Raw genomic sequence first — 20,737 nt, 5'->3', positions numbered from 1 at the left:
GCGACCCTCATTTCCGAACCTCCTGCCCTCGGCCTAACTCCCCCTAACCCCCTTCCATGCTTATCTCTGTGATCATCCCGACTTATCAGCGTGAAGCGGTGTTGTGTGGAACGATCGCCAGCCTCCTTCAGCAGGACGATTCTGCTTATGAAGTGCTGATTATCGATCAGAAACCGAGGCATGAGGTGCAGACGCAGCGGTATCTGGAGGAACTGGCGGCGATCGAAAAAATTCGCTGGTATCAGGTGGACTGGGCGAGTTTGCCCGCAGCGCGGAATTTTGGCATCCGCCGATCGCGTGGCGAGATTTTGCTATTTCTCGATGATGATGTGGTTTTGCCTGCTGGATTTTTGGCGGCGCATCGGCGCAATTACGATCGTGCTGAAGTGGGAGCGGTGGCGGGGCGCGTCTTCGATCGGCAAAAGCTGGCGGAAGCAGAATTTGAAATTGGGGATTTGCCACCCGCCGCGATCGATCCGGCGATCGGTTGGTATCACGTTGATCTGGTGCATACCGTCAAGGCGCAGCCTGTTTTGACGGCGCGGGGCTGCAATATGTCGTTTCGGCGCGAGGTGTTTACGAAATTTGGTTTGCGGTTTGATGAGCGATTTGGCGGCAGCGCGGTTCGCGAAGAGTCGGATATTTGCCTGCGGCTGAGATCAACAAAGCTGCAAATTTGGTACGACCCGATCGCTCACCTCGTTCATTTGGGTGAAGAAACAGGCGGCTGTCGTGCATTAGATACGAAATCACTCCACTATCAAATCACCTTCTATCACAATCATTTTTGGCTAGGAGTCAAGAACTTAACCGTTATTCAATGCGCTCGATTTTTTGTAAAACTATTTGATTGTCATGTCCTCGGTCGGCCACCCTGCTGTAAAAGTCGATCGCCTTTCAAAATCATCGTTCGTGCTGCATTTTATGGGATTGGATTCGCGATCGCCCTGCAAACCAAAGTTCGATCGCTCTGGAATGACGGACAAATCTACAGCCGCCAAGATCAAGCCGCCGATGCGAATTTTAGTCGCCAGTCACACCTATATCACTGATATCAATTGCGAAAAACTTCGGGCGATCGCTCATCTTGGTACAGAAGTGGCGATCGTTGTGCCGCGTCGTTGGCGTCCGGGCGGTGTCCAGTCTGGTTTAATTGAAACTCAGCCAAGACAAGAAGCGAATCTTCGCATCGTTCCTATTACAAACTTCAGCCAAAATCATCAGGGTTTACTTAGTTTTGGTTTCGACATTGTTCCGCTGCTGCAACAGTTTCGTCCCCAAATCATTCAGGTTGAACAAGGTGCAAAATCGATCGCATATGCACAGCTAATCACGCTGAATCGACTGTTAGGACTAAAGGCGAAAAACCTACTGTTTACTTGGTGGAATTTGCCCTACGTGCTGAAGTTTCCGCTTTCGCAGCTTGAAGCGTATAATTTGCGATCGACGCACGGTGCGATCGTCGGCAATCAAGACGCAGCGAATATTTTGCAGCAGCATGAATATGAAAAAGCGATCGCCATCATCCCGCAGCTTGGCGTTGATGAACAACAATTTCACCCGCAGCCACAGCCTGAACTTGCAGCCAAACTTTGCTTAAATTCTACAGATTTTGTCGTTGGATTTGTCGGACGATTTGTGAAGGAAAAAGGGTTAAGAACATTGGTGGCTGCGCTTCAGTTGCTCGATCGCTCCTGGAAACTTTTGTTGATTGGACGAGGCGAACTTTTACCAGAATTGCGCGAGCAGTTAGGCGATCGACTCATCTGCGTTGAAAGTGTTCCTCAGGCCGAAGTGCCGCGCTACTTAAACTTAATGGATGTCCTTGTCTTACCGTCTGAAACGACAGCTTTTTGGAAAGAACAATTTGGGCATGTTCTCATTGAAGCAATGGCCTGTCACGTGCCAGTCATCGGATCAAATTCTGGTGAAATTCCTAACGTCATTGGCAATGCTGGACTAATTTTCGCTGAAGGAAACGTTGCTGAATTGCGCGATCGCCTCTTACAAATGATGCAGCCCAATTATGCAGCAGAATATGCTAAACGCGGTTTCGATCGCGTCCACAAACACTACACCAATTCCGTTTTGGCTCAGCAGCAATTCACCTTCTACCAGCAGCTTTTGCAATCATGACTTTACGAGTTTTGCAAATTGTTCCGGCGATCGCGCTTGCCTATGGTGGCCCCAGCCAAATGGTGCTGAGTCTGTCAAAAGCGCTCGCTTTAGAAGATACGAACGTCACAATTTTAACCACTGATGCCAATGGCGATCGCCCTCCTGATTTGCCGATCGATCAGTGCATCGAGCAGGACGGCTACCGAATTCGCTGCTTCCACAACTGGACAGGACGCTACAAGTTTTCGATCGATCTGCTGCGCTGGCTGGTCGTCCACGCTGCGGAGTTTGATGTGGCGCACATCCACGCGCTGTTTTCTCCGGTTAGCTCTTTGGCAGCGGCGATCGCCCGCCAGCAAAACTTACCTTACCTCCTGCGGCCTCTGGGCACGCTCGACCCGATCGATCTGCAAAAGAAACGGATTCTCAAGCAGATTTACGCCCGCTTGCTTGAGCGATCGAATCTCGCTGGAGCCGCCGCTTTGCACTTCACCAGCGTGCAGGAAGCTGAAACCGCGCGTCGCTTTGGTGTCACAACTCGCGATTGGATCTTGCCGTTGGGCGTGGAGCTTGCGCCCGCAGTCGCGATCGATCTGCCGCCAACTCGTCCGATTGTGCTGTTTTTATCGCGGATCGATCGCAAAAAAGGCCTTGATTTGCTGCTGCCTGCTTTGATGGATTTGGCCGAAGCAGGCGAACCGTTTCACTTTGTGCTGGCGGGAAGCAATCCTCAAGATCCCGATTATGAACGGAAAATTCTCGATCGTATTCGCGCTTCTCCGCTGAGCAACCGCACCACGATCGCCGGATTTGTCACAGGCGGCACCAAGACCGCTTGGCTGCAAGCGGCAGATTTATTTGTGCTGCCATCCGACTACGAAAATTTTGGCCTTGCGATCGCGGAGGCAATGGCGGCAGGCGTTCCGGTTATCGTGTCCGATCGCATCGCGCTAGCGGCAACCGTGCGATCGATCGAAGCGGGCTGGGTGACAAGGTGCGATCGATTCACTTTGCGAGAAACTTTGCGATCGGCTTTGCGGTCAACAGCCGATCGCAAACGGCGTGGCGAGAACGGACGCAGATTTGCCCAGGCGAATTTTGATTGGGGCGCGATCGCGCGGCAGGCGATCGCGTTCTACCGTTCCATCTGTCGCTAAGGCTTACTTGCTGGTCATTGTGTAAACGCCGTCCCAATCGCGATCGGGCGGACTGATGAGATAGGCATTGGCGCGATCGAGGTGTGTTTGCACGGCGCGATCGTTGGGTCGCAGTTTGGCGGCGGTTTCAAAGTAGCGAATCGCTTGGCGAAAATTTTGCTTTTGATAGGCGGTGCGTCCGTTTTGGTAGAGTTCTAGGAAATCTTGCGTATCGAGATCGAGCGCGTGGCGGCGATCGCCAATCAGTTCGTAAATGGCGATCGATTTGCGTTTGCCTTTGACGCGAATGCGATCGAGTTCGCGCACCCAAATATGTTCGCGACAAAGTTCGTAGGTGTGTTCGCTCAAGATAATGTCGCAGCCATATTCTTTCGTCACGCCTTCTAGTCGCGAACTAATGTCCACCCCGTCGCCAATCACGGTGTAGTCCATGCGCTGCTGGTGGCCGATGTTGCCGCAGACAACTTCGCCCGAACTGATGCCGATGCCAATGCGGATGAACGGCTGCGAGTCAGAGATGGGATGTTCGTTGAATTCCCGCAGGCGGCGGCGCATATCCAGCGCAGACTGGACAGACATCCAAGCGTGGTCTTCTTTCAGCAGCGGCGCACCGTAAACGGCCATCAGCGCGTCGCCCATGAATTTGTCGAGCGTGCCTTCGTAGTTGAAGACGGCTTCGACCATCGTTTCAAAATAGTTGTTCAGCAGCGACACGACTTCAGACGCTTCCAGATTTTCGGTAATCGAGGTGTAGCCGCGAATGTCGGAAAACAAAATGCTCACTTCGCGTCGCCCTTCGGTCAGCGCATCATCATCGAGCAAATCAGCAACTTCGCGACTGATGTAGCGGCGCATCGCGGCTTTCATCCGTTTTTCGCGGCTGATGTCTTCGATCACAATCAGGCCGCCCTGCACATTGCCAGATGGCGTTGTCAGCGGATTGATCGTCAGGTTGATGCTGCGCTCCATCTCGCGAATTTCCGTTTTGGAAATCGGCGTCACCTGATCGGCAGGCAGATTCCAAGGCAAATATTGGTTGGGATTGGATCGATCGCGCACCGCTAAAATAAATTCTTCTGTGCCATCTGCTTCGGTTGCTTCGGCCCACAAGCCGACGAGCAAGCTTTGCTCTGGTTCGTAGAGCTTTTTGGCTTCTTGCAGGCTGGTTTCAAGGCGTCCCCGCAGATTGAGGATTGGCACGACTTCCCACACCGATCGCTTGATCAGTTTGTCTCGCCAAATCGTGCGGAGGCGATCGCGCTCTTCGTCTGGCGCTTGCGTGGCCGGACAGCCCAACAGCGTTAGTGCGGCATCGTTAATCGTCACAATTTGCCCCTGCATGTCCGTCGAGATTACGGCATCCGACAAGCTTTGCAGCATGTCTTTTTGATATTGCCGCTCTTGCAGCACGCTTTCAAAAAGCTGAGCGTTTTGCAGCGCAATTCCCGCCTGCACATTGAACGCTTCCATGAATTCTTCATCGGAGGTGGTGAAGCTGCCTTGATGCTTGTTGATCAGTTGCGTCACGCCGATTAGTTCTTTTTCCGAGTTGAAGACGGGCATACACAAAATGTTGCGGGTGCGATAGCCTGTGCTGCGATCGGTACTCGGATCAAAACGCGGATCTTCGTAGGCGTGCGGAATGTTGAGCGTCCGTCCGGTCGAGGCGACATATCCGGCAATCCCCTTGGTAGCCGGAATCCGAATTTCCCGCGCCAGCGTTGCCACTTTTGACCAGAGTTCGTTGCGATCGCGATCGAGCAAAAACAGCGTGCTGCGATCGGCCAGCATCAGTTCCCGCGCTTCATCCATCACGACCTGAAGCGTTTTTTCCAAATCCAAACTTTGGGCGAGGCTGGCTGTGGCTTTTCGCAGTGCTGCCGCGCCGCGCTGATTGCGAGCTGCAATGTAAAACGAATTGCAGCTTTCTAAAATCACGCCGATCGAATGGGCAAATTCGCGAAACCGATGTTCGTCATAGCTGTCGAATAATCGATCGCCCGCTTTGTTAAGCAGTTGCACAACGGCGACGACGCGATTTTTGCTGCTAAAAATCGGCATACACAAAATGTTGCGCGTCACATAGCCCGTTTCGCGATCGATATCTGGATTGAACAGTGGTGAACTGTAGGCATCGGGAATGTTCAGCGGTGTGCCCGTTGCCGCCACGCGACCTGCGATCCCCATGTTCATCGGCAGGCGAATTTCGCGCATGTTGCCTTGGCTTTGAGCGATTTTTGACCAAAGCTGCTGCTTTTCTTCATCCACCAAGAAGATCGTGGTGCGATCGGCCTCCAAAATCTCGCCGATCTTCAGCGTGAACGCCTCCAAGATCTGCTCCAGCATCGTTTCGAGCGCGTCATTGTTGATTAGCTCGATCGCCCGCAGAAAATATTCAAACTCTTTGGTAATCTGGTCGAGCAGGTTTGCAAACTGCGGCACAGGCAAATCGCGGACGCGCTGCACTAGGTCATGCGGACGATCGACCTGAGACAAAGCGGCCAGCATCATTCCAGATGAGTGCATGATCATGTTTTGAGCGAGTGATGGGGCGCAACATCAGATCGAGCAGAAGGAGTGAGATCACGACTTCTCTTACCTAAGTTCATACCAGTTCTGGCGAGATTGTGCAGAGTAATCTTGATCGATCGAGTTTGTAAATTTTTGTATCAAGTGTCAAGCAATCACAAAGTTCTCCCTCAACCCGCATCTCGATCGCCTCGATTAAATCTCGATAAAATGAAACTATCGAGCTTTTCAAGGACAGCGATCGAGTTTGTCAGTCGAAACCATCTACGGCCATCTTCAAGGTCTCAAGTCCAGCCAGCTTAAGCAGCTTCAGCGACTTTATCACCTGCGGCTTCCGGGCGATCGCATCACCACGCCAGAATTTGCCCAGCGGCTCGCCGCCATCAGCAGCGATCTCGGCCAGCCCGTTTGTGCATACATCAATCGGCGCGGCCAAATTATTCGCGTCGGTGTCGGTTCGCCCATTCAAACGCAAATTCCGCCATCAGAACTGCCACGCTATGGCGCAGAACGACTCAGCGGCATTCGCTGCATCGCTACCCAAATCAAAACAGAAGCGCCCAGTGCTGCCACCTTGACGGCAATGGCAATTCAGCGGCTTGATGCGCTCCTGGTGCTGAGCGTGTCGGGCAGCGGCTTTGAGCGACGCGGCGGTGGTGCAACCGGATATGTGAAGGAATGCTATCTGGCGCATCTCGTGCCGCATCCAGAAGCCACCTGGACGGTTTCGCCACCGTTGAGCCTGGATGTCATTTCGCAGCAGGACTTTGTTGATCTCACCGAGGGACTAGAAGAAGAATTTCGGCGCGAATATGTTGCCCAGCAGGTAGACGCCGACCACGATCGCGTTCTGCTAGTTGGCCTGATGACGCAAGACAAAACACTCCAGCGCTTTGAAGATGGCTTGGCCGAAGTCGAACGCTTGATCGACACCGCAGGCGGCGAAGTGCTGCAAGTCGTGAAGCAAAAGCGATCGGCTCCGCATCCGCAAACCGTCGTCGGTGAAGGTAAAGTGCAGGAAATCACCTTGGCCGCGCAAACGGTTGGGGCGAATTTGATCGTGTTCGATCGCGATTTGTCTCCGGCCCAAGTTCGCAATCTGGAAAATCAAATCGGCGTGCGCGTGGTCGATCGCACCGAAGTCATTCTCGACATTTTTGCTCAGCGTGCTCAGTCCGGTGCAGGAAAATTGCAGGTGGAACTCGCGCAGCTTGAGTACATGATGCCGCGCTTGACCGGACGCGGACGCGCCATGTCTCGATTGGGCGGTGGCATCGGCACACGCGGTCCTGGCGAAACAAAATTGGAAACTGAGCGGCGAGCAATTCAGCGGCGGATTACGCGCCTTCAGCAGGAAGTCAATCAGCTTCAAGCGCATCGATCGCGACTGCGGCAGCAGCGACAGCATCACGACGTGCCGTCGATCGCGGTTGTTGGCTACACGAATGCCGGAAAATCGACGCTGCTCAATGTCCTGACCAATTCAGAAGTCTACGCTGCCGATCAGCTTTTTGCCACGCTCGACCCAACGACGCGCCGCCTGATGCTCACCGACCCGATCACGCAAGAATCAAGGGCGATCGTTCTCACGGATACGGTCGGGTTCATCCACGAACTGCCACCTTCGCTGATGGATGCCTTTCGCGCCACGCTGGAAGAAGTCACCGAGGCAGATGCGCTTTTGCATGTGGTGGATTTGTCGCATCCGGCTTGGCAAAGCCAAATTCGATCGGTGATGAGCATCTTGAGCGGTATGCCGATCGCTCCTGGTCCCGCTTTAGTTGCGTTCAACAAAATTGATCAGGTTGATGGCGATACGCTCACCTTAGCGCAAGAAGAATTTCCGCAGGCGGTTTTTATTTCGGCCAGCGATCGCTTGGGGCTAGAAACACTCCGGCAGCGTTTGTTACAGCTTGTTCGCTATGTAATTTCTGAATGAAGTTTGACCCGAAAATTAAAAGTTTTCGATCGTGCCCGACTATAACTGAAGAAACAGTTCACCAATTCACAGCTTATGTCTCCCACTATTCTCGTGACTGGCGGAGCCGGATACATCGGCTCTCACGCGGTTCTCGCATTGCAGCAGGCAGGCTATGGCGTTGTTGTACTCGATAACTTGGTTTACGGGCATCGGGAGATCGTTGAAGAAGCACTCAAAGCTGAGCTAATCGTGGGGGATACCAACGATCGCGCCCTACTTGACTCAATCTTTTCCACACACGACATCAGTGCCGTCATGCACTTCGCCGCCTATGCCTATGTGGGCGAGTCCGTGACCGATCCAGCAAAATATTACCGCAACAACGTGGTTGGCACACTAACCCTGTTGGAAGCAATGCTCGCGGCAGACATCCGCAAGTTTGTGTTCTCTTCGACCTGCGCGACTTATGGCGTTCCCAACGCGGTGCCGATCGCCGAAGATCATCCGCAAGCGCCGATCAATCCTTACGGCGAAAGCAAGCTCATGGTCGAACGTATGCTGCGTGATTTCAATGCGGCCTACGACTTCAAATCAGTTTATTTTCGCTACTTCAACGCCGCTGGAGCCGATCGCAGCGGTTTAGCCGGAGAAGACCACGAGCCGGAAACGCACCTGATCCCGCTAGTTTTGCTGACGGCCCTTGGCAAGCGCGACTCCATTGCCGTTTTTGGCACTGACTATCCCACGCCGGATGGAACCTGCATTCGTGACTACATCCACGTCACCGATCTGGCTGCTGCCCATGTTCTGGGACTCGAATATCTGCTCAAAGGCGGCGAAACCGATGTCTTCAACTTGGGTAACGGCAATGGCTTCTCCGTCCGCGAAGTGATTCAGGCAGCAGAAGCCGTGACGGGCAAATCAATTCCCGTTGTTGAGAGCGATCGCCGTCCGGGAGATCCGCCTGCGCTGGTGGGCAGCAGCGACAAAGCCATGCGCGTCCTCGGCTGGCAACCCCAGCACTCCGACATTAAAGAAATCCTGGCAGATGCCTGGAACTGGCATCTGAAGCGACACGGCAAGCAATCCACCTAAAGTCAGATCTCTCGCTTTGCGGTTCCTCGGTAATATCGCAGTGCAAGCTTGCATCGATCGCAGGAGAAACGCCAATGCTGGAACTGTACCAATTTGAGCTGTCGCACTATTGCGAAAAAGTGCGGTTTCTGCTGGATTACAAAGGCTTGGCCTACCGTAAAGTTGAAGTGACTCCGGGCGTCGGCCAAATTGATTTGCTGCGGGCGTCCGGCCAGCGACAAGTTCCGGTTCTCAAAGACGGTTCGCGCTATGTCGGTGATTCAACGGCGATCGCTGACTATCTCGACAAGCAATATCCCGATCGCCCGCTGATTCCCACCGAACCGAAGCTGCGCGGCCTAACGCTGCTGATGGAACAGTGGGCAGATGAATCGATCGGCCTCAACGCCCGCAAATGTCTGATCGGTACGATCGCTCAAGATTCTACCTTCCGCCGCTCACTTGTGCCCAGCAACGTCCCGGATGTGCTGAAGAACATTGTCGGCGCGGTTCCAAGTGAATTAATTAACGTGGTCGGGCCAACGGTCGGCCTCAAGGATGCGATCGAGGCAATGAAGCGCGATCTCACTGCCTTGTGCTTCATTCTGGACGAACAGCCGTACCTCGTGACCGACTATCCAACCCTGGCCGACTTCGCCGTTGCCGCGATGACCATGTACGTCAAGTTTCCCACAGGTTCTTACCTCGATTTGCCCGCAGGCATTCAGGGCAAAGGCACACCGGGAATTGCCGATGTCGCGGTCTTCGAGCCGTTCTTCCGCTGGCGCGATCGCCTCTATGCCGACTACCGCAAACTGTCTTCAACCAGTTCCTACACCTCACCCTCCACTTCCTCTCCCACCTCGATTAACATCGAGTAGGACTTGGGAAGACGACGATCACCCAATCCCCCACAGGGGCATGACCTGCCGTGCCCCCAAGCCGCTACCGCAGACGCGATCGATTTAACTCACCCGTTTGCGGCGAACCTTCCAACCCAGCGCGGCAGCACCGACCAAGCCAAACACGATGCTTGGCTCCGGCACTTGTGCGGGCGTGTAGGCAATTCCGATCGGACGTTTGAGATTGTTGGTGGCCGGAATGAAAATTGAACCTGATTCATCGGTTGCAGGTAGCGGATTGCCGTCAGCATCGAAGCGGGAAACGCCGCCGATATTTTTGTTGAGAAAGTCAAATCCGGGCGTGTAGATGTTGCCGTCGGGATTGATCGCCACGTTGCCCATAAAGCCCGGATAGCTGCTCGAAACTTCGGTCAGCAGATCGCCCGTTGCCAGATCATAGCGGCGAATGGCGTTGGCAAAATCGCTGACGATCAAATCGTTTTGCGTGCCAAACGTTAAACCGAGCAGGCTGACAAATCCGGTGCTGTTGGGCGCAACGTCCGGTTCATCAAACACGATCGCCCCTTGCTCTGGTGCAAAAATGTTGTAGCGCAAAATTTGGCTGGCAAACTGGTAGCTAATTTCGCCTGTGCCGTCGGCGACGCTGCCCTGCGTGGTCACATAGAGGTCGCCATTGTCGGCAAACAGCAGATCGTTGGGGCCATTCAGTCCATTCGCCGTTCCGGTTCCGGCTGCAAACACATCCAAAAATTCTCCGGTTGTGCCGCTGTAGCGCAAGATTTCATCCGATCGAAAGCTGCTGACATACAGATTGCCGTCTGGTCCAAACGCTGTGCCATAAGGCCGCATCAGCATTCCGCCTTGATCGAAGCGATCGATGAATTCGCCCGTTGTGCCATCAAACCGCAAAATCGCGCCAGAGGTGTTGTCGCCAACGCTGATGTAGAGGTTGCCGTCTTGCCCAAACGTCAAATCGTCGGGCGAATTTAGCTCATAGAACGCACCTTTGGCCGGAATGAACTCGCCGCCAAAGCGACCCGTGCGCTCATCAAAAATCACAATGTTATTGGCTTCCGTGTTTCCCACGAGCAATCCTGCTCTTGCCGCAGACGTTGCCGCGATCGCCAAGCCTAGCCCGATCGCCGCCGACAGTACAACCCGATTTTGAAAAGCAATCATGTAGCAACAGGTGAAAGCAAGCCTTTATTTTCCAGCTTGAGCCGTTCCCAGTGGTGTTCTTGAAGTTACAACCTCCGAAAATTTACTGAATCTTTACAAAGGGCGATCGCTTCGCTGCCGAGCAACCTCCGCAGGGGCATGGCACGCCGCGCCCCTACCAATCTCTGTCGATCGCTAGAAGAAGAATCGCGTCCGCACAACGCCGAGGACGGCATCGTCATTATCCGCGTTGTGATCAGGTGAGGTAATCCAGATGATTCCAGGCGTGATGTCGATGTTGTCGTTGATGCGATAGCGATAGTAGCCTTCGATGTGCAGACCCACATCCTCATCCGGCTGACCGTTGTTGAGGTTGTTGCTGATTTCCGTCACGCGCGGTTCCATCCCCACCACGATGCCGCCGATGTTGCCTTCACCAAAGAGATCTGGGAATGCCAAATTCACTGCCCAGTTCCACACGTCTGCATCGCCGCGTCCAATATAGGTGTGATGGGCATAGCCGACCCAGCCGCCGATCGCAAAATTGTCAGAAATGTCAAACGTGCCAGAAATGCCGTATGCATTCACGACGACAGGTCGCCCAAACGCATCGTTCGACAAGTTGCTGCCCGTTGCCGTCCCGAAGATCGGGTTGACCAAATCGGGCGATTGAGTTCCTTCACTGCGCGTCGCTGGAGTGTAGCTGTTGATGTAGGTGAAACCAAGCCGAAACTCGTCGCTGGGATGCAAAATGATCTGGGCGAGCGCAGCGTATCTGCCGTTGAACAAACCGCCGCGATCGTTTGGGTTGTTGGCATCCGAAGCGAGATAGCCCAAGTTCAACTCGACAAAATCATCAAAGAAGAACTGCCGAAAGCCGATGCCCGTTCCGGATGAGTAGTTATAGATCGGGTTGCGGAGCGCAAATAGACCGACTGCGCTGCCGTCAGTGTAGGGCGTGAGCTGAGCAGAAGCGTCGAGATCGACGAAGCCGTTACCCTGCGCGGCAATGTAGAGCGTGCTGTCTTCACCGAGCGGCAGTCGATAGCGCAAAAGTGACAGCCGCACATTGTTATCGCTGGTTCCGTCAAACTCGATTCGTCCCATGTTCGTGCCGAGTTCGCCAGATTCTGTGCCGCCGAGCGGCTGGTTGTTGTTCGACTGCAAGCGAGCCGTCAGCAAATCTTCGCCCGTAAAGCTGGTGTTGAAGTTCAGTTCAACGCGATAGCCAAAAACCGGAACGCGCTCTAGCTCTTCACCTGTGGCGCTGTCGCCCCCCAAAATGCTATAGAGGCCAAACAGCGTGTCGCCCCGCAACGTCGTCGTAGTTGAGAACTGGTTGGCTTCGAGTTCTGCTGTGCGAGCTTCGAGCGCATCAACGCGACCGCGAATCGTGGCGAGTTCTGCGGCAAATTCGTCTTGCAAGCGCTGGAGGGCTGCCAGATCGTCTTGCGTGACGGCATCAGCAAGTCCGGCTTGAATGATTTCATTGATGCGATCGAGACAGGCATTCAATCCTGCCGCAAACTCGAAGCGTGTCAGTGCCCGCTGTCCCCGATAGGTTCCATCGGGATATCCGGCAATACAGCCGTAGCGCTCAACGAGCGACTGCAACGCCTGAAATGCCCAATCGGTCGGCTGCACGTCCGACAGTTGCGAGATCGATGTCACCTGACTCATGCTCGACGGGGTAGCGGCAGGCGCAGGCTGCGTTAAGTCAGAAACCGACTGGACTTGCGACATCGGGTTTGGTGCAGCGGCAGGCAGCGGCAAAACAGTTTGACTGACAAGATCAGGCTGCGCCGGAATTTCCAAATCCGCTTGAGCCAGATCGGTTTGGGAGGGTGCGATCGCCTCTGCGATCGTCGGCTCAGTTTCGTCGGCTAAAAGGCTGGTGTTGCTAACCGTTGCAGTTTCTTCTGAAGATGCAGCGGCAGCATCCAAATTTGTATCAGTGACATTGGCTTGTGCGGGCAGTGAAACCGAGGCGATCGCCAGCGCGAAGAGAATCGGTCGAGCAAATAAAGTGTTCATTATCTATAAAGATTGCAAGAGACGAAAATTCACTCCTCCTGTCACTTGCTAACGGGCACACCCTGCAATTAAAGACCGCAAAGATTCTTAAAATTGCGGGGTAAACACCACAGCAAACAGGTGAATTGTCGAATGTTTCAGCTCAGGAAAATTTGCAGCGCAAACATCGATCGAGAGTAACAGCTTTCGCTGGTTCTCCCACTTCCACCCATTGCTGGAACACCGACAATCTTTAATTTAATTTTTTGGTCGAAAACTCACTGTCTACCAAAAGAGAGAGCTTACTGCTAATAAAACTGAAGATAGGCTGTTTGTTAAGAGTGCCTGTAGCAAACTGAACAAGAACAATTAAGAAAAGTCGATTGTTGCTCTAGATTGACTCGATTCATCGGTGAAACTTGCAACGCTGCATCTCGATCGCTGGAGAACGCCGGACTGAGCGGCAGAATCACGACTTCAAATGTTAAGTTTTAATAAAAACTAAGCTGCGTTCATCGGCGCAAAACTTTTAGAATTCTAACATTATGAGCTGTGTTTTTGCTTGATCCCCGGATGCAAATCTTCAGTCTATCTTCAGACCGTTTTGAAGGTTTAAGCGTTAGTATTATGTTTTAATTTACGCAGTTTTTGGCTTTCAAAAAGGCAGAAATCATTCAATCTCAAACAGCAAAGCGCCTCAATCAAAGTAGATTAAGTATTTTTTCTTACTGCTAAAGATTGCTAGCGAAGCAAGTAAGATTTGAAGATTTATTAAGGAAGTCAAAACTTGGAATTGCGATCGCTCAAATCAAATTCGAGTTCACAAATTAACCATGCTGTTCTCTAGGCGATTTCCATTTTTATCAATATTTCGATTCAAGCGCTGGCGCTTTTTGGCAGTTGCGATCGCCGCGCTCAGCAGCATTCTAATTAGCTGGGCAGTGATGGCGCAGCAGCCCGTCACGCTGCGGCTGCTGATGACTGCTCCGGATGCTCAGCCCTGGCGAGAAGCAATGGTCGCTGAGTTTGAGCAGAAATATCCCAACATTCGCATCGAAGTGGTGGAAGGGCCAAACGCCACCAACTTGATCGAAGACTTGTATACGTCGGCCTTTTTGCTGGGTGATTCGCCTTACGATTTGGTGAACATGGACGTGATTTGGACGCCCAAGTTTGCCGCTGCTGGCTGGCTAGTAGATCTGACCGATCGCGTTACGCCCGAACAGCTAGAGGGCTTTTCCACCGTTGATATTGAAGGCGGTAAGTACAACGATCGGCTGTATCGTCTGCCGCTGCGATCGGATGCTGGCGTGTTCTACTACCGCAAAGACCTGTTAGACAAACACGGTCTTCAGCCGCCGGAAACCTTTGACGAACTGATGGAGCAATCCAAGCTGCTGCAAGAAAGCGGCGATGTGCCTTGGGGCTATGTTTGGCAAGGTCGGCAATACGAAGGCTTAGCGGCGATGTTCGTCGAAGTCTTGGAAGGCTTCGGCGGCTTTTGGGTGAATCCAGACACCTTGGAGGTGGGACTCGATCGCCCCGAAACGATCAACGCAATCAACTGGCTCCGCAGTACGGTCAGTGAAGGCGTGTCGCCTCCCGGTGTAACGACCTATCAAGAAGAAGAAACCCGCCGATTTTTTCAAAGCGGACAGGCAGCTTTCTTGCGGAGTTGGCCGTATGTTTGGCCGCTGGCAAATGCAGATGATTCTGAAATCAAAGGCAAGATTGGCATTAAGCCGATGCTGCACGCGCAGGGTCAAGAGAGCGGAGCCTGCTTAGGCGGATGGGGTTTGGCAATCTCGAAAAGTTCGCGCCACCAGGAAGAAGCTTGGCAGGCGGTGCAGTTCTTCAGCAGCGTCGAGCCGCAGCGCAACTACATCCTGGAAGCGGGCTATGTGCCCAGCCGCAAAGTCCTGTTTAGCGATCCGCAAGTCGTCCAAAAGTTTCCGCACTATCCGCAACTGTTGGAAATTGTGGGAACAGCGGTTTTGCGCCCGCCGATCGCTCAGTACGCTCAGGCCTCCGACATTTTGCAGCGCTATCTCAGTGCCGCTTTGACCAATCGCATGAGTCCTGAAGAGGCGATGCGGGCAGCCGCCAATGAAACGCGCACTCTGCTGAAAACCTAACCCTTGAAGAGAACATTCATGGACACGATTCGATCGCGGGAACAAAAAACCGCCTGGATCTTGATGACGCCTGCACTGCTGCTGCTGGCGCTGGTTTATCTTTATCCGATTCTGCGAGCCTTCTGGCTGAGTTTGTTTACGCGCAACTTGGGAACGCAACTGCAACCCCAGTTTTCCGGCCTGTTCAACTACGGGCGGATGATGGGCGATGGCCGCTTTTGGCAGTCCTTTGGCACAACCGCAATTTTCACAACTGCTTCCGTGTTGACAGAACTCGCGATCGGCATGTGCATCGCTTTGATTTTGAATCATGCCTTTCGAGGGCGATCGTTCGTCCGCACCTCTGCAATTTTGCCTTGGGCACTGCCCACCGCGCTGATTGGCCTGGCTTGGGCGTGGATTTTTAACGACCAGTTCGGCGTGGTCAACGACATCCTCCGACGCCTGGGACTGATTGAAACAGGCATCAACTGGCTGGGTGAACCAACGCTGGCATTGCTGGCCGTCATCTTTGCGGACGTGTGGAAGACGACGCCGTTCATCAGCATCTTGCTTCTGGCCGGACTGCAATCGATCTCGCCTGATTTGTACGAAGCGCACGCGCTTGACGGAGCATCGGCCTGGCAAAGCTTCCGGCGAATCACCGTGCCGCTGCTGATGCCGCAAATCGTGATTTCAATGCTGTTCCGCTTCGCGCAGGCGTTTGGCATCTTCGACCTGATTCAGGTGATGACGGGAGGTGGTCCCGGCGGTGCAACCGAGGTGGTGTCGCTCTACATCTACGCCACGATCATGCGCTATCTCGACTTTGGCTATGGGGCGGCACTCGTGGTCGTCACGTTTTTGCTGCTCGTTTTGGCGGTGGCGATCGCTGCCTTCTTGCTCAATCGATCGCGCAAACACACGACAGGAGTCGCATAACCAATGGCAACTACGATTCAAGACCGTCGCAGCGCGGCGGCTCCCACAGGCAAACCAACCAGCGCCCGAATCGGCGAAATTTTGCGGTGGATTGCGATCGTTGGGGTTGTAATCTTTTGTCTTGCGCCGATTCTGTGGCAGCTTTTGACTTCTTTTAAGGTCAACGAAGACATCACGGCTGTGCCGACGGTGTACTTTCCGACCCGCTTCACCTTTCAGCACTATGCCGAACTGTTTGAGCGGCGTCCCTTCTGGCGATATATCCTCAACAGTGCGTTTGTGTCGATCGTTTCGACCTTGCTGTGTTTGGCTTTGGGAACGCCTGCCGCCTATGCACTTGCCCGACTGCGCCCACGCGGACAAAGAGCGATTCTGGCAGGCGTTCTGATCGTGACGTTGTTCCCCGGTGTGCTCTTGTTTCTCGGTTTGCTGGAAATTATTCAACTGCTGCACCTGGGCAACAACTACCTCGCCTTGATCATTCCCTACACGGCGATTAACCTGCCGCTGACGATTTTGGTGCTGCGATCGTTTTTTGAGCAACTGCCAAAAGATCTCGAAGACGCCGCAAAAGTAGACGGCTACAACACCACGCAGATGCTCACCAAAATTCTGCTGCCGATGACTGTCCCTGCTTTGGTGACGACCGGAATTTTAACGTTCATCTTCGCCTGGAACGAATTCATCTTCGCCTTGACCTTCATCACCGACGAGAACATGAAGACGATTCCAGTTGCAGCCTCGCAGCTTGGTGGCGCGTCGTCGTTTGAAATTCCGTATGGGGCGATCGCTGCTGCCACCGTCGTGGGCACGTTGCCGCTTGTCCTCCTGGTGCTGTTCTTCCAGCGCAAGATCGTTCAAGGGCTGACCGCAGGCGCAGTCAAAGGCTAATCCAATCGCAATTCATTTATCTGGGAAAAAATCATGGCAAAACTCGAATTAGTCCACCTCAACAAAACCTATTCGCCCAAAGTCGTGCCCGTTCGCGATGTCAGCTTGACGGTTGACGACAACGAATTTCTGACGCTGCTGGGGCCGTCGGGCTGCGGAAAATCCACTGTTTTGCGGTTGATTGCCGGATTGGAACAGCCCACACAAGGACAAGTTTTGATCGGCGGGCGCGACGTGACGAATTTGCGTCCGGGCGATCGCAACATTGCAATGGTGTTCCAAAGCTACGCGCTCTATCCGCACCTGAGCGTATATGACAACTTGCGATCGGGTCTGCGGCTCAAGCATGTTCCTGAAGCGGAAATTAAACAGCGCGTCGCCCACGCTGCTCAGTCGCTCGACCTGGGTGGCCTGATGGATCGCAAACCCGGACAGCTATCGGGAGGTCAGCGGCAGCGGGTCGCGCTGGGTCGCGCTCTGGTGCGCCAGTCGGATATTTTCTTGCTGGATGAACCGCTGTCGAACCTGGATGCCCTATTGCGCGAACGAGTCCGGGCAGAACTCAAGCAGCTATTCGACGCGCAGCAAGTTCCTGTTGTTTATGTAACGCACGACCAAACCGAGGCGATGACGCTTTCCTCAAAAGTGGCCGTTCTCAATCAAGGCTTGGTGCAGCAGCTTGCTCCGCCCCACGAAATCTACAACAATCCTGCCAACCGCTTTGTGGCCGGATTTGTCGGCAGTCCCCAGATGAACTTGGTGACGGTTCCCTGCGATGGGCGATCGGCCATTGTTGGCAACTTCCGCATTCCGCTTCCTTTGCAGGGCGGCTCTGCCCCGCGCCAAGTTGTCATGGGCATTCGTCCGGAACATGTGCGTCTGGCCGAAGCCAGCGATCAGCAGGTTGTTCAAGGTCGCGTCTTCTTAGTAGAAAACTTGGGAATGCACAATTTGGTCAGTGTCGAAGTGCTGAGCGATCGCAACAGCTCCAATCGTCCACTGATGAGTACGATGCGCCCCGAACATCTCGACTCGACGGACACCGCTGCCGTTGTGCTGCGGGCTTTGTTGCCGCCCGATCGCAACTGGCAAAATCAAACGCTCAATCTGGCACTGCCTGCGGAAAATCTGCACTGGTTTGATGTCGAAACTGGAGATGCGGTTTTTAGTCGGCGGCGGGCGGCAGTCGCTCGCTAACGGCAACTATACTGGGGCGAAGGGTGTCAACTTTACCGTCGCCCCATTTTGACGCTTATGCATCCGAAAGCTCGATCGATCGCTTTATTCGCTGGCCTGTCGGCGCTATTGGTCGGCTGCGATACGGTCACAACCAACCGCTATGAACCGATCGCCCAAGTCAGCTACACCTGGCAGGTGCAGTATTCACCAAATTTGGGTGGCGATCGCCGTCCGCGCATCGAAAAATTTGCCTCGACCACGCTGGAAATTCGCAACGGGGAACGACCCGATCGAGCAGTAACCGGGCCAGACGATCGCGGACTCTACTGGCCGGAACTGCCGCCCCGTCCGACTGTGGATGAACTCGAAGCGCGTCGCCGCACCAGCAGCGAAGAAATGACGCAGCCCGAACTGATCAAAAGCGAAGATTACGCCTTGACGTTTGAAGCCGAAGGCCGGACGCAAACGCTGCCGACGAATTACGATGTGTATCGCCAAGCGGTGCGCGGCCTGCAAGACGAGCGATCGCTCAGCCTCACGCTCGGTGCCAACAACGATTCTGTTTTAAAAGCTGAGTAAGCAACTGCTTCATTCGCTCGATCGCTAGCTTTGCATCTGCACCATCAATTCGTTCAGCCGCATCAACCGTAGAATTGAAGCAAGTGAGGCTCAATTAACATGACAGCGACAGTAACGCGAGACGAATTTGAAGACGTAAAAGAATTGCTTGCGTCTGCGGCTCGCTACGCAGAATCAGCAAATGCCAGGCTCGATCGCGTGGCCGCTCAGCAAGAACTCAACACCAGCGCGATCGCGCTATTGGGAGAGCGGCAAGACCGCACCCAGCAGCAATTAGACGTACTTGCAATCAAGCTCGATCGGTTGGGCGATCGGGTTGACCAGTTGACAGAACGAGTTGACCAGTTGACAGAACGAGTTGACCAGTTGACAGAACGGGTTGACCAGTTGAGTACGCAAGTTTCAGAGTTGAGCATCACGGTTGAATCTTTAGCTCAGCAAGCTGTGCAAGACCGCAGCCAAGCAGAAATCGATCGCGCTGAATTTCGCAGCACGGTGACTCAGCTTCTTGAAGTACTAACCCAGCAATTCAACGGGAACGGTCGGAGCGAGGGTTAGCTCGATCGCCCAGACAGCCGCAAGCTACCTGCCCAATCGCTGCCGCATCTGCTTTCGATCGCTTTGTTAAACGCCGCGATCGCTTCTAACCTTTCAAATGACTCAAAATCACATTGAAAACGTCGATCGCCTCTAGGGAATCCTTTTGCAGCAGGCCAGTTTGACGAGTGATCAGCAAAGGACAATCTGCGGGGGATGGCGTTATGTGACCATGCGATCCTTTGACGACACTCGCATCCAGAGGAATGACATCCATCAGATATCGGAATCCCAGTTTCTTCTTTAGCAGCGTCAAGCCAAGCTTTAGCTTTGGCAATTTGAGTTTGGGATCGATAAAGAGTTCGGCAGGGTCGTAGCCCGGTTTGCGGTGAATATCAACTGTTCTGGCGAAATCCGGGGCTTTGCGATCGTCTAGCCAGTAGTAGTAGGTAAACCAGGCATTCGGCTTGGCAACGGCCACTAAATCACCCGATCGCGGGTGAGCCAGATGATACGCTTCCTTCCCTGCCTCATCTAGCACTCGATCGATGCCCTCCGTTTGTTCCAGCAGTTGTTTGACCTTCTCTAGACAACTCGGATCGTTGACATACACATGGGCAATCTGGTGATCCGCTACGGCAAATGCCTTGCTCGCGCCCGCATCCAGCAGTTCCCGACCTAGCTCTTCCCGCACTTGCAGCAGTCCCGCCTCGCGCAGGACTCGATTCAGGTGAATTGGCTGATCTACCGGGGTAATGCCATACTCCGACAGGACAATCACCTGTGCGCCGCGCTGCTCGTAGTAAGCAATCAGGTCGCCACAAATTGCGTCAATTTCGCCTAAATCCTGAGCAATTTCATGCGGCTGACAGCCGATCTTTTGCAAACAATAGTCGAGATGGGGCAGGTAGATTAGCGTCAGCGTGGGGCTGTACATTTCCTCCACTCGCTTTGCCGACTTTGCGATCCATTCGCTCGATTCTGCTGAAGTCGCCGGACCCCAGAATTTGAACAGGGGAAACTCACCGAATTCAGCGTTGAGCACCGATCGCAGTTCAGTCGGCTGGGTGTAGATGTCGGGCAGTTTCCGACCATCAGCGGGATACATGGGGCGCGGTGTCACCGCATAGTCCACAGTGGAATACATGTTGTACCACCAGAACAGATTGGCACAGGTAAAGCTGGGGTCGATGCTGCGGGCAATATCCCAGATCTTCGGACTCTGCACCAATTTATTCGACTGCCGCCAAAACTTGACTTCACAGTCATCGTGGAAATACCAGCCATTTGCAACAATGCCATGCTCAGCAGGATAACGTCCTGTCAAATAAGTTGACTGTGCCGTGCAGGTGACAGCAGGCAAAACGGGCTGAATGGTGGCAAGATGTCCCTGAGCAATCCATTTGTTTAATTGCGGGGTATGTTCTCCTAACAGTCTTGAACTCAGTCCAACAACATTGATGACAACAGTTTTTTTCATAAAATCGCTCAGAGAAGAACAGAGAAAAGTACAGGAATCAGTGGATGGAGTTGAATTTAATCTGAATTATTCATCTGCGTTGGGGTATTTCGATGTAAGCTTATTGCTGCAAATGCTTCGCCCTTAACCCGATCGATAATATCTGTTCGGTGAAGAACACTTGTTTGAAACAGCATTTGTTT

General features: G+C 53.5%; 16 protein-coding genes. 12 read left to right on the top strand and 4 right to left on the bottom strand.

Going from position 1 to position 20,737, the window contains the following annotated elements; all coding sequences use genetic code 11:
• Nucleotides 1–56 precede the first annotated feature (56 nt).
• Genes hpsN through H6F67_RS16015 form a run of 3 tightly spaced genes read left to right on the top strand, consistent with a single transcriptional unit; the run spans nucleotide 57 to nucleotide 3,275 of the window.
• Nucleotides 57–1,052, top strand: a complete 996-nt coding sequence (hpsN, locus tag H6F67_RS16025) for a hormogonium polysaccharide biosynthesis glycosyltransferase HpsN (protein ID WP_190767625.1) — start codon at nucleotides 57–59, stop codon at nucleotides 1,050–1,052.
• Nucleotides 1,015–2,136, top strand: a complete 1,122-nt coding sequence (gene hpsO / locus H6F67_RS16020) for a hormogonium polysaccharide biosynthesis glycosyltransferase HpsO (protein ID WP_190767669.1) — start codon at nucleotides 1,015–1,017, stop codon at nucleotides 2,134–2,136. Before hpsN ends, hpsO begins: the two co-directional genes overlap by 38 nt.
• Nucleotides 2,133–3,275, top strand: coding sequence for a glycosyltransferase (locus tag H6F67_RS16015; RefSeq protein ID WP_190767624.1), 1,143 nt, complete (start codon nucleotides 2,133–2,135; stop codon nucleotides 3,273–3,275). The genes hpsO and H6F67_RS16015 overlap by 4 nt, the downstream gene beginning before the upstream one ends.
• 3 nt (nucleotides 3,276–3,278) lie before the next feature.
• Here the strand turns inward: H6F67_RS16015 and H6F67_RS16010 are convergent, their stop codons facing one another.
• Nucleotides 3,279–5,807 (bottom strand): GAF domain-containing protein, encoded by a 2,529-nt coding sequence (locus H6F67_RS16010; protein WP_190767623.1) that lies wholly within the window; start codon nucleotides 5,805–5,807, stop codon nucleotides 3,279–3,281.
• A gap of 244 nt (nucleotides 5,808–6,051) precedes the next feature.
• On the opposite strand from H6F67_RS16010, the gene hflX reads away from it, so the two are divergent.
• From hflX to H6F67_RS15995, 3 genes are all read left to right on the top strand, one after another.
• Nucleotides 6,052–7,743 (top strand): GTPase HflX, encoded by a 1,692-nt coding sequence (gene hflX, locus H6F67_RS16005; protein WP_190767622.1) that lies wholly within the window; start codon nucleotides 6,052–6,054, stop codon nucleotides 7,741–7,743.
• A 75-nt stretch (nucleotides 7,744–7,818) separates the two neighbouring features.
• Nucleotides 7,819–8,820 carry a UDP-glucose 4-epimerase GalE gene (gene galE, locus H6F67_RS16000; protein ID WP_190767621.1) on the top strand — a complete coding sequence of 334 codons (1,002 nt, stop codon included), beginning with the start codon at nucleotides 7,819–7,821 and terminating at the stop codon, nucleotides 8,818–8,820.
• 74 nt (nucleotides 8,821–8,894) lie between these two features.
• Nucleotides 8,895–9,680 (top strand): glutathione S-transferase family protein, encoded by a 786-nt coding sequence (locus H6F67_RS15995; protein ID WP_190767620.1) that lies wholly within the window; start codon nucleotides 8,895–8,897, stop codon nucleotides 9,678–9,680.
• An 84-nt stretch (nucleotides 9,681–9,764) separates the two neighbouring features.
• Here the strand turns inward: H6F67_RS15995 and H6F67_RS15990 are convergent, their stop codons facing one another.
• The gene (locus H6F67_RS15990) at nucleotides 9,765–10,841 is read right to left on the bottom strand and encodes a PEP-CTERM sorting domain-containing protein (protein ID WP_190767619.1); all 1,077 of its coding nucleotides are present in this window, start codon (nucleotides 10,839–10,841) and stop codon (nucleotides 9,765–9,767) included.
• A 174-nt stretch (nucleotides 10,842–11,015) separates the two neighbouring features.
• Nucleotides 11,016–12,854, bottom strand: coding sequence for an iron uptake porin (locus H6F67_RS15985; protein ID WP_242020659.1), 1,839 nt, complete (start codon nucleotides 12,852–12,854; stop codon nucleotides 11,016–11,018).
• 812 nt (nucleotides 12,855–13,666) lie between these two features.
• Here H6F67_RS15985 and H6F67_RS15980 point away from each other — a divergent pair.
• The 6 genes from H6F67_RS15980 to H6F67_RS15955 all read left to right on the top strand — a co-directional run bounded on the left by H6F67_RS15980 (nucleotide 13,667) and on the right by H6F67_RS15955 (nucleotide 19,096).
• Nucleotides 13,667–14,968, top strand: coding sequence for an ABC transporter substrate-binding protein (locus H6F67_RS15980; RefSeq protein ID WP_190767618.1), 1,302 nt, complete (start codon nucleotides 13,667–13,669; stop codon nucleotides 14,966–14,968).
• An 18-nt stretch (nucleotides 14,969–14,986) separates the two neighbouring features.
• Complete coding sequence (locus H6F67_RS15975; protein ID WP_190767617.1) at nucleotides 14,987–15,889, top strand: carbohydrate ABC transporter permease; 903 nt, start codon at nucleotides 14,987–14,989, stop codon at nucleotides 15,887–15,889.
• A gap of 3 nt (nucleotides 15,890–15,892) precedes the next feature.
• A complete protein-coding gene (locus tag H6F67_RS15970) occupies nucleotides 15,893–16,780 on the top strand; it encodes a carbohydrate ABC transporter permease (protein WP_190767616.1) in 888 nt (295 codons plus the stop codon).
• 33 nt (nucleotides 16,781–16,813) lie between these two features.
• Entirely contained in the window at nucleotides 16,814–17,977 is a 1,164-nt protein-coding gene (locus H6F67_RS15965) for an ABC transporter ATP-binding protein (protein ID WP_190767615.1), read from the top strand.
• A gap of 57 nt (nucleotides 17,978–18,034) precedes the next feature.
• Complete coding sequence (locus H6F67_RS15960; RefSeq protein ID WP_190767614.1) at nucleotides 18,035–18,538, top strand: hypothetical protein; 504 nt, start codon at nucleotides 18,035–18,037, stop codon at nucleotides 18,536–18,538.
• A 99-nt stretch (nucleotides 18,539–18,637) separates the two neighbouring features.
• Nucleotides 18,638–19,096, top strand: a complete 459-nt coding sequence (locus tag H6F67_RS15955; protein ID WP_190767613.1) for a hypothetical protein — start codon at nucleotides 18,638–18,640, stop codon at nucleotides 19,094–19,096.
• Between the two features lie 85 nt (nucleotides 19,097–19,181).
• Here H6F67_RS15955 and H6F67_RS15950 read toward each other — a convergent pair whose 3' ends face one another.
• Nucleotides 19,182–20,555, bottom strand: coding sequence for an alkaline phosphatase family protein (locus tag H6F67_RS15950; RefSeq protein WP_190767612.1), 1,374 nt, complete (start codon nucleotides 20,553–20,555; stop codon nucleotides 19,182–19,184).
• Nucleotides 20,556–20,737: the final 182 nt, after the last annotated feature.

The sequence above is a fragment of the Microcoleus sp. FACHB-1515 genome, from assembly GCF_014696105.1.
Classification (GTDB): Bacteria; Cyanobacteriota; Cyanobacteriia; order Elainellales; family Elainellaceae; genus JAAUTJ01.
This window is presented reverse-complemented; position numbering and strand designations above follow the sequence as displayed.

Excerpts from the sequence above, each read along its gene's own strand:
- hpsN (WP_190767625.1), top strand. The coding sequence starts at position 57 with ATGCTTATCTCTGTGATCATCCCGACTTATCAGCGTGAAGCGGTGTTG.
- hpsO (WP_190767669.1), top strand. The coding sequence starts at position 1,015 with ATGCGAATTTTAGTCGCCAGTCACACCTATATCACTGATATCAATTGC.
- H6F67_RS16015 (WP_190767624.1), top strand. The coding sequence starts at position 2,133 with ATGACTTTACGAGTTTTGCAAATTGTTCCGGCGATCGCGCTTGCCTAT.
- H6F67_RS16010 (WP_190767623.1), bottom strand. The coding sequence starts at position 5,807 with ATGATCATGCACTCATCTGGAATGATGCTGGCCGCTTTGTCTCAGGTC.
- galE (WP_190767621.1), top strand. The coding sequence starts at position 7,819 with ATGTCTCCCACTATTCTCGTGACTGGCGGAGCCGGATACATCGGCTCT.
- H6F67_RS15995 (WP_190767620.1), top strand. The coding sequence starts at position 8,895 with ATGCTGGAACTGTACCAATTTGAGCTGTCGCACTATTGCGAAAAAGTG.
- H6F67_RS15990 (WP_190767619.1), bottom strand. The coding sequence starts at position 10,841 with ATGATTGCTTTTCAAAATCGGGTTGTACTGTCGGCGGCGATCGGGCTA.
- H6F67_RS15985 (WP_242020659.1), bottom strand. The coding sequence starts at position 12,854 with ATGAACACTTTATTTGCTCGACCGATTCTCTTCGCGCTGGCGATCGCC.
- H6F67_RS15980 (WP_190767618.1), top strand. The coding sequence starts at position 13,667 with ATGCTGTTCTCTAGGCGATTTCCATTTTTATCAATATTTCGATTCAAG.
- H6F67_RS15975 (WP_190767617.1), top strand. The coding sequence starts at position 14,987 with ATGGACACGATTCGATCGCGGGAACAAAAAACCGCCTGGATCTTGATG.
- H6F67_RS15970 (WP_190767616.1), top strand. The coding sequence starts at position 15,893 with ATGGCAACTACGATTCAAGACCGTCGCAGCGCGGCGGCTCCCACAGGC.
- H6F67_RS15965 (WP_190767615.1), top strand. The coding sequence starts at position 16,814 with ATGGCAAAACTCGAATTAGTCCACCTCAACAAAACCTATTCGCCCAAA.
- H6F67_RS15960 (WP_190767614.1), top strand. The coding sequence starts at position 18,035 with ATGCATCCGAAAGCTCGATCGATCGCTTTATTCGCTGGCCTGTCGGCG.
- H6F67_RS15955 (WP_190767613.1), top strand. The coding sequence starts at position 18,638 with ATGACAGCGACAGTAACGCGAGACGAATTTGAAGACGTAAAAGAATTG.
- H6F67_RS15950 (WP_190767612.1), bottom strand. The coding sequence starts at position 20,555 with ATGAAAAAAACTGTTGTCATCAATGTTGTTGGACTGAGTTCAAGACTG.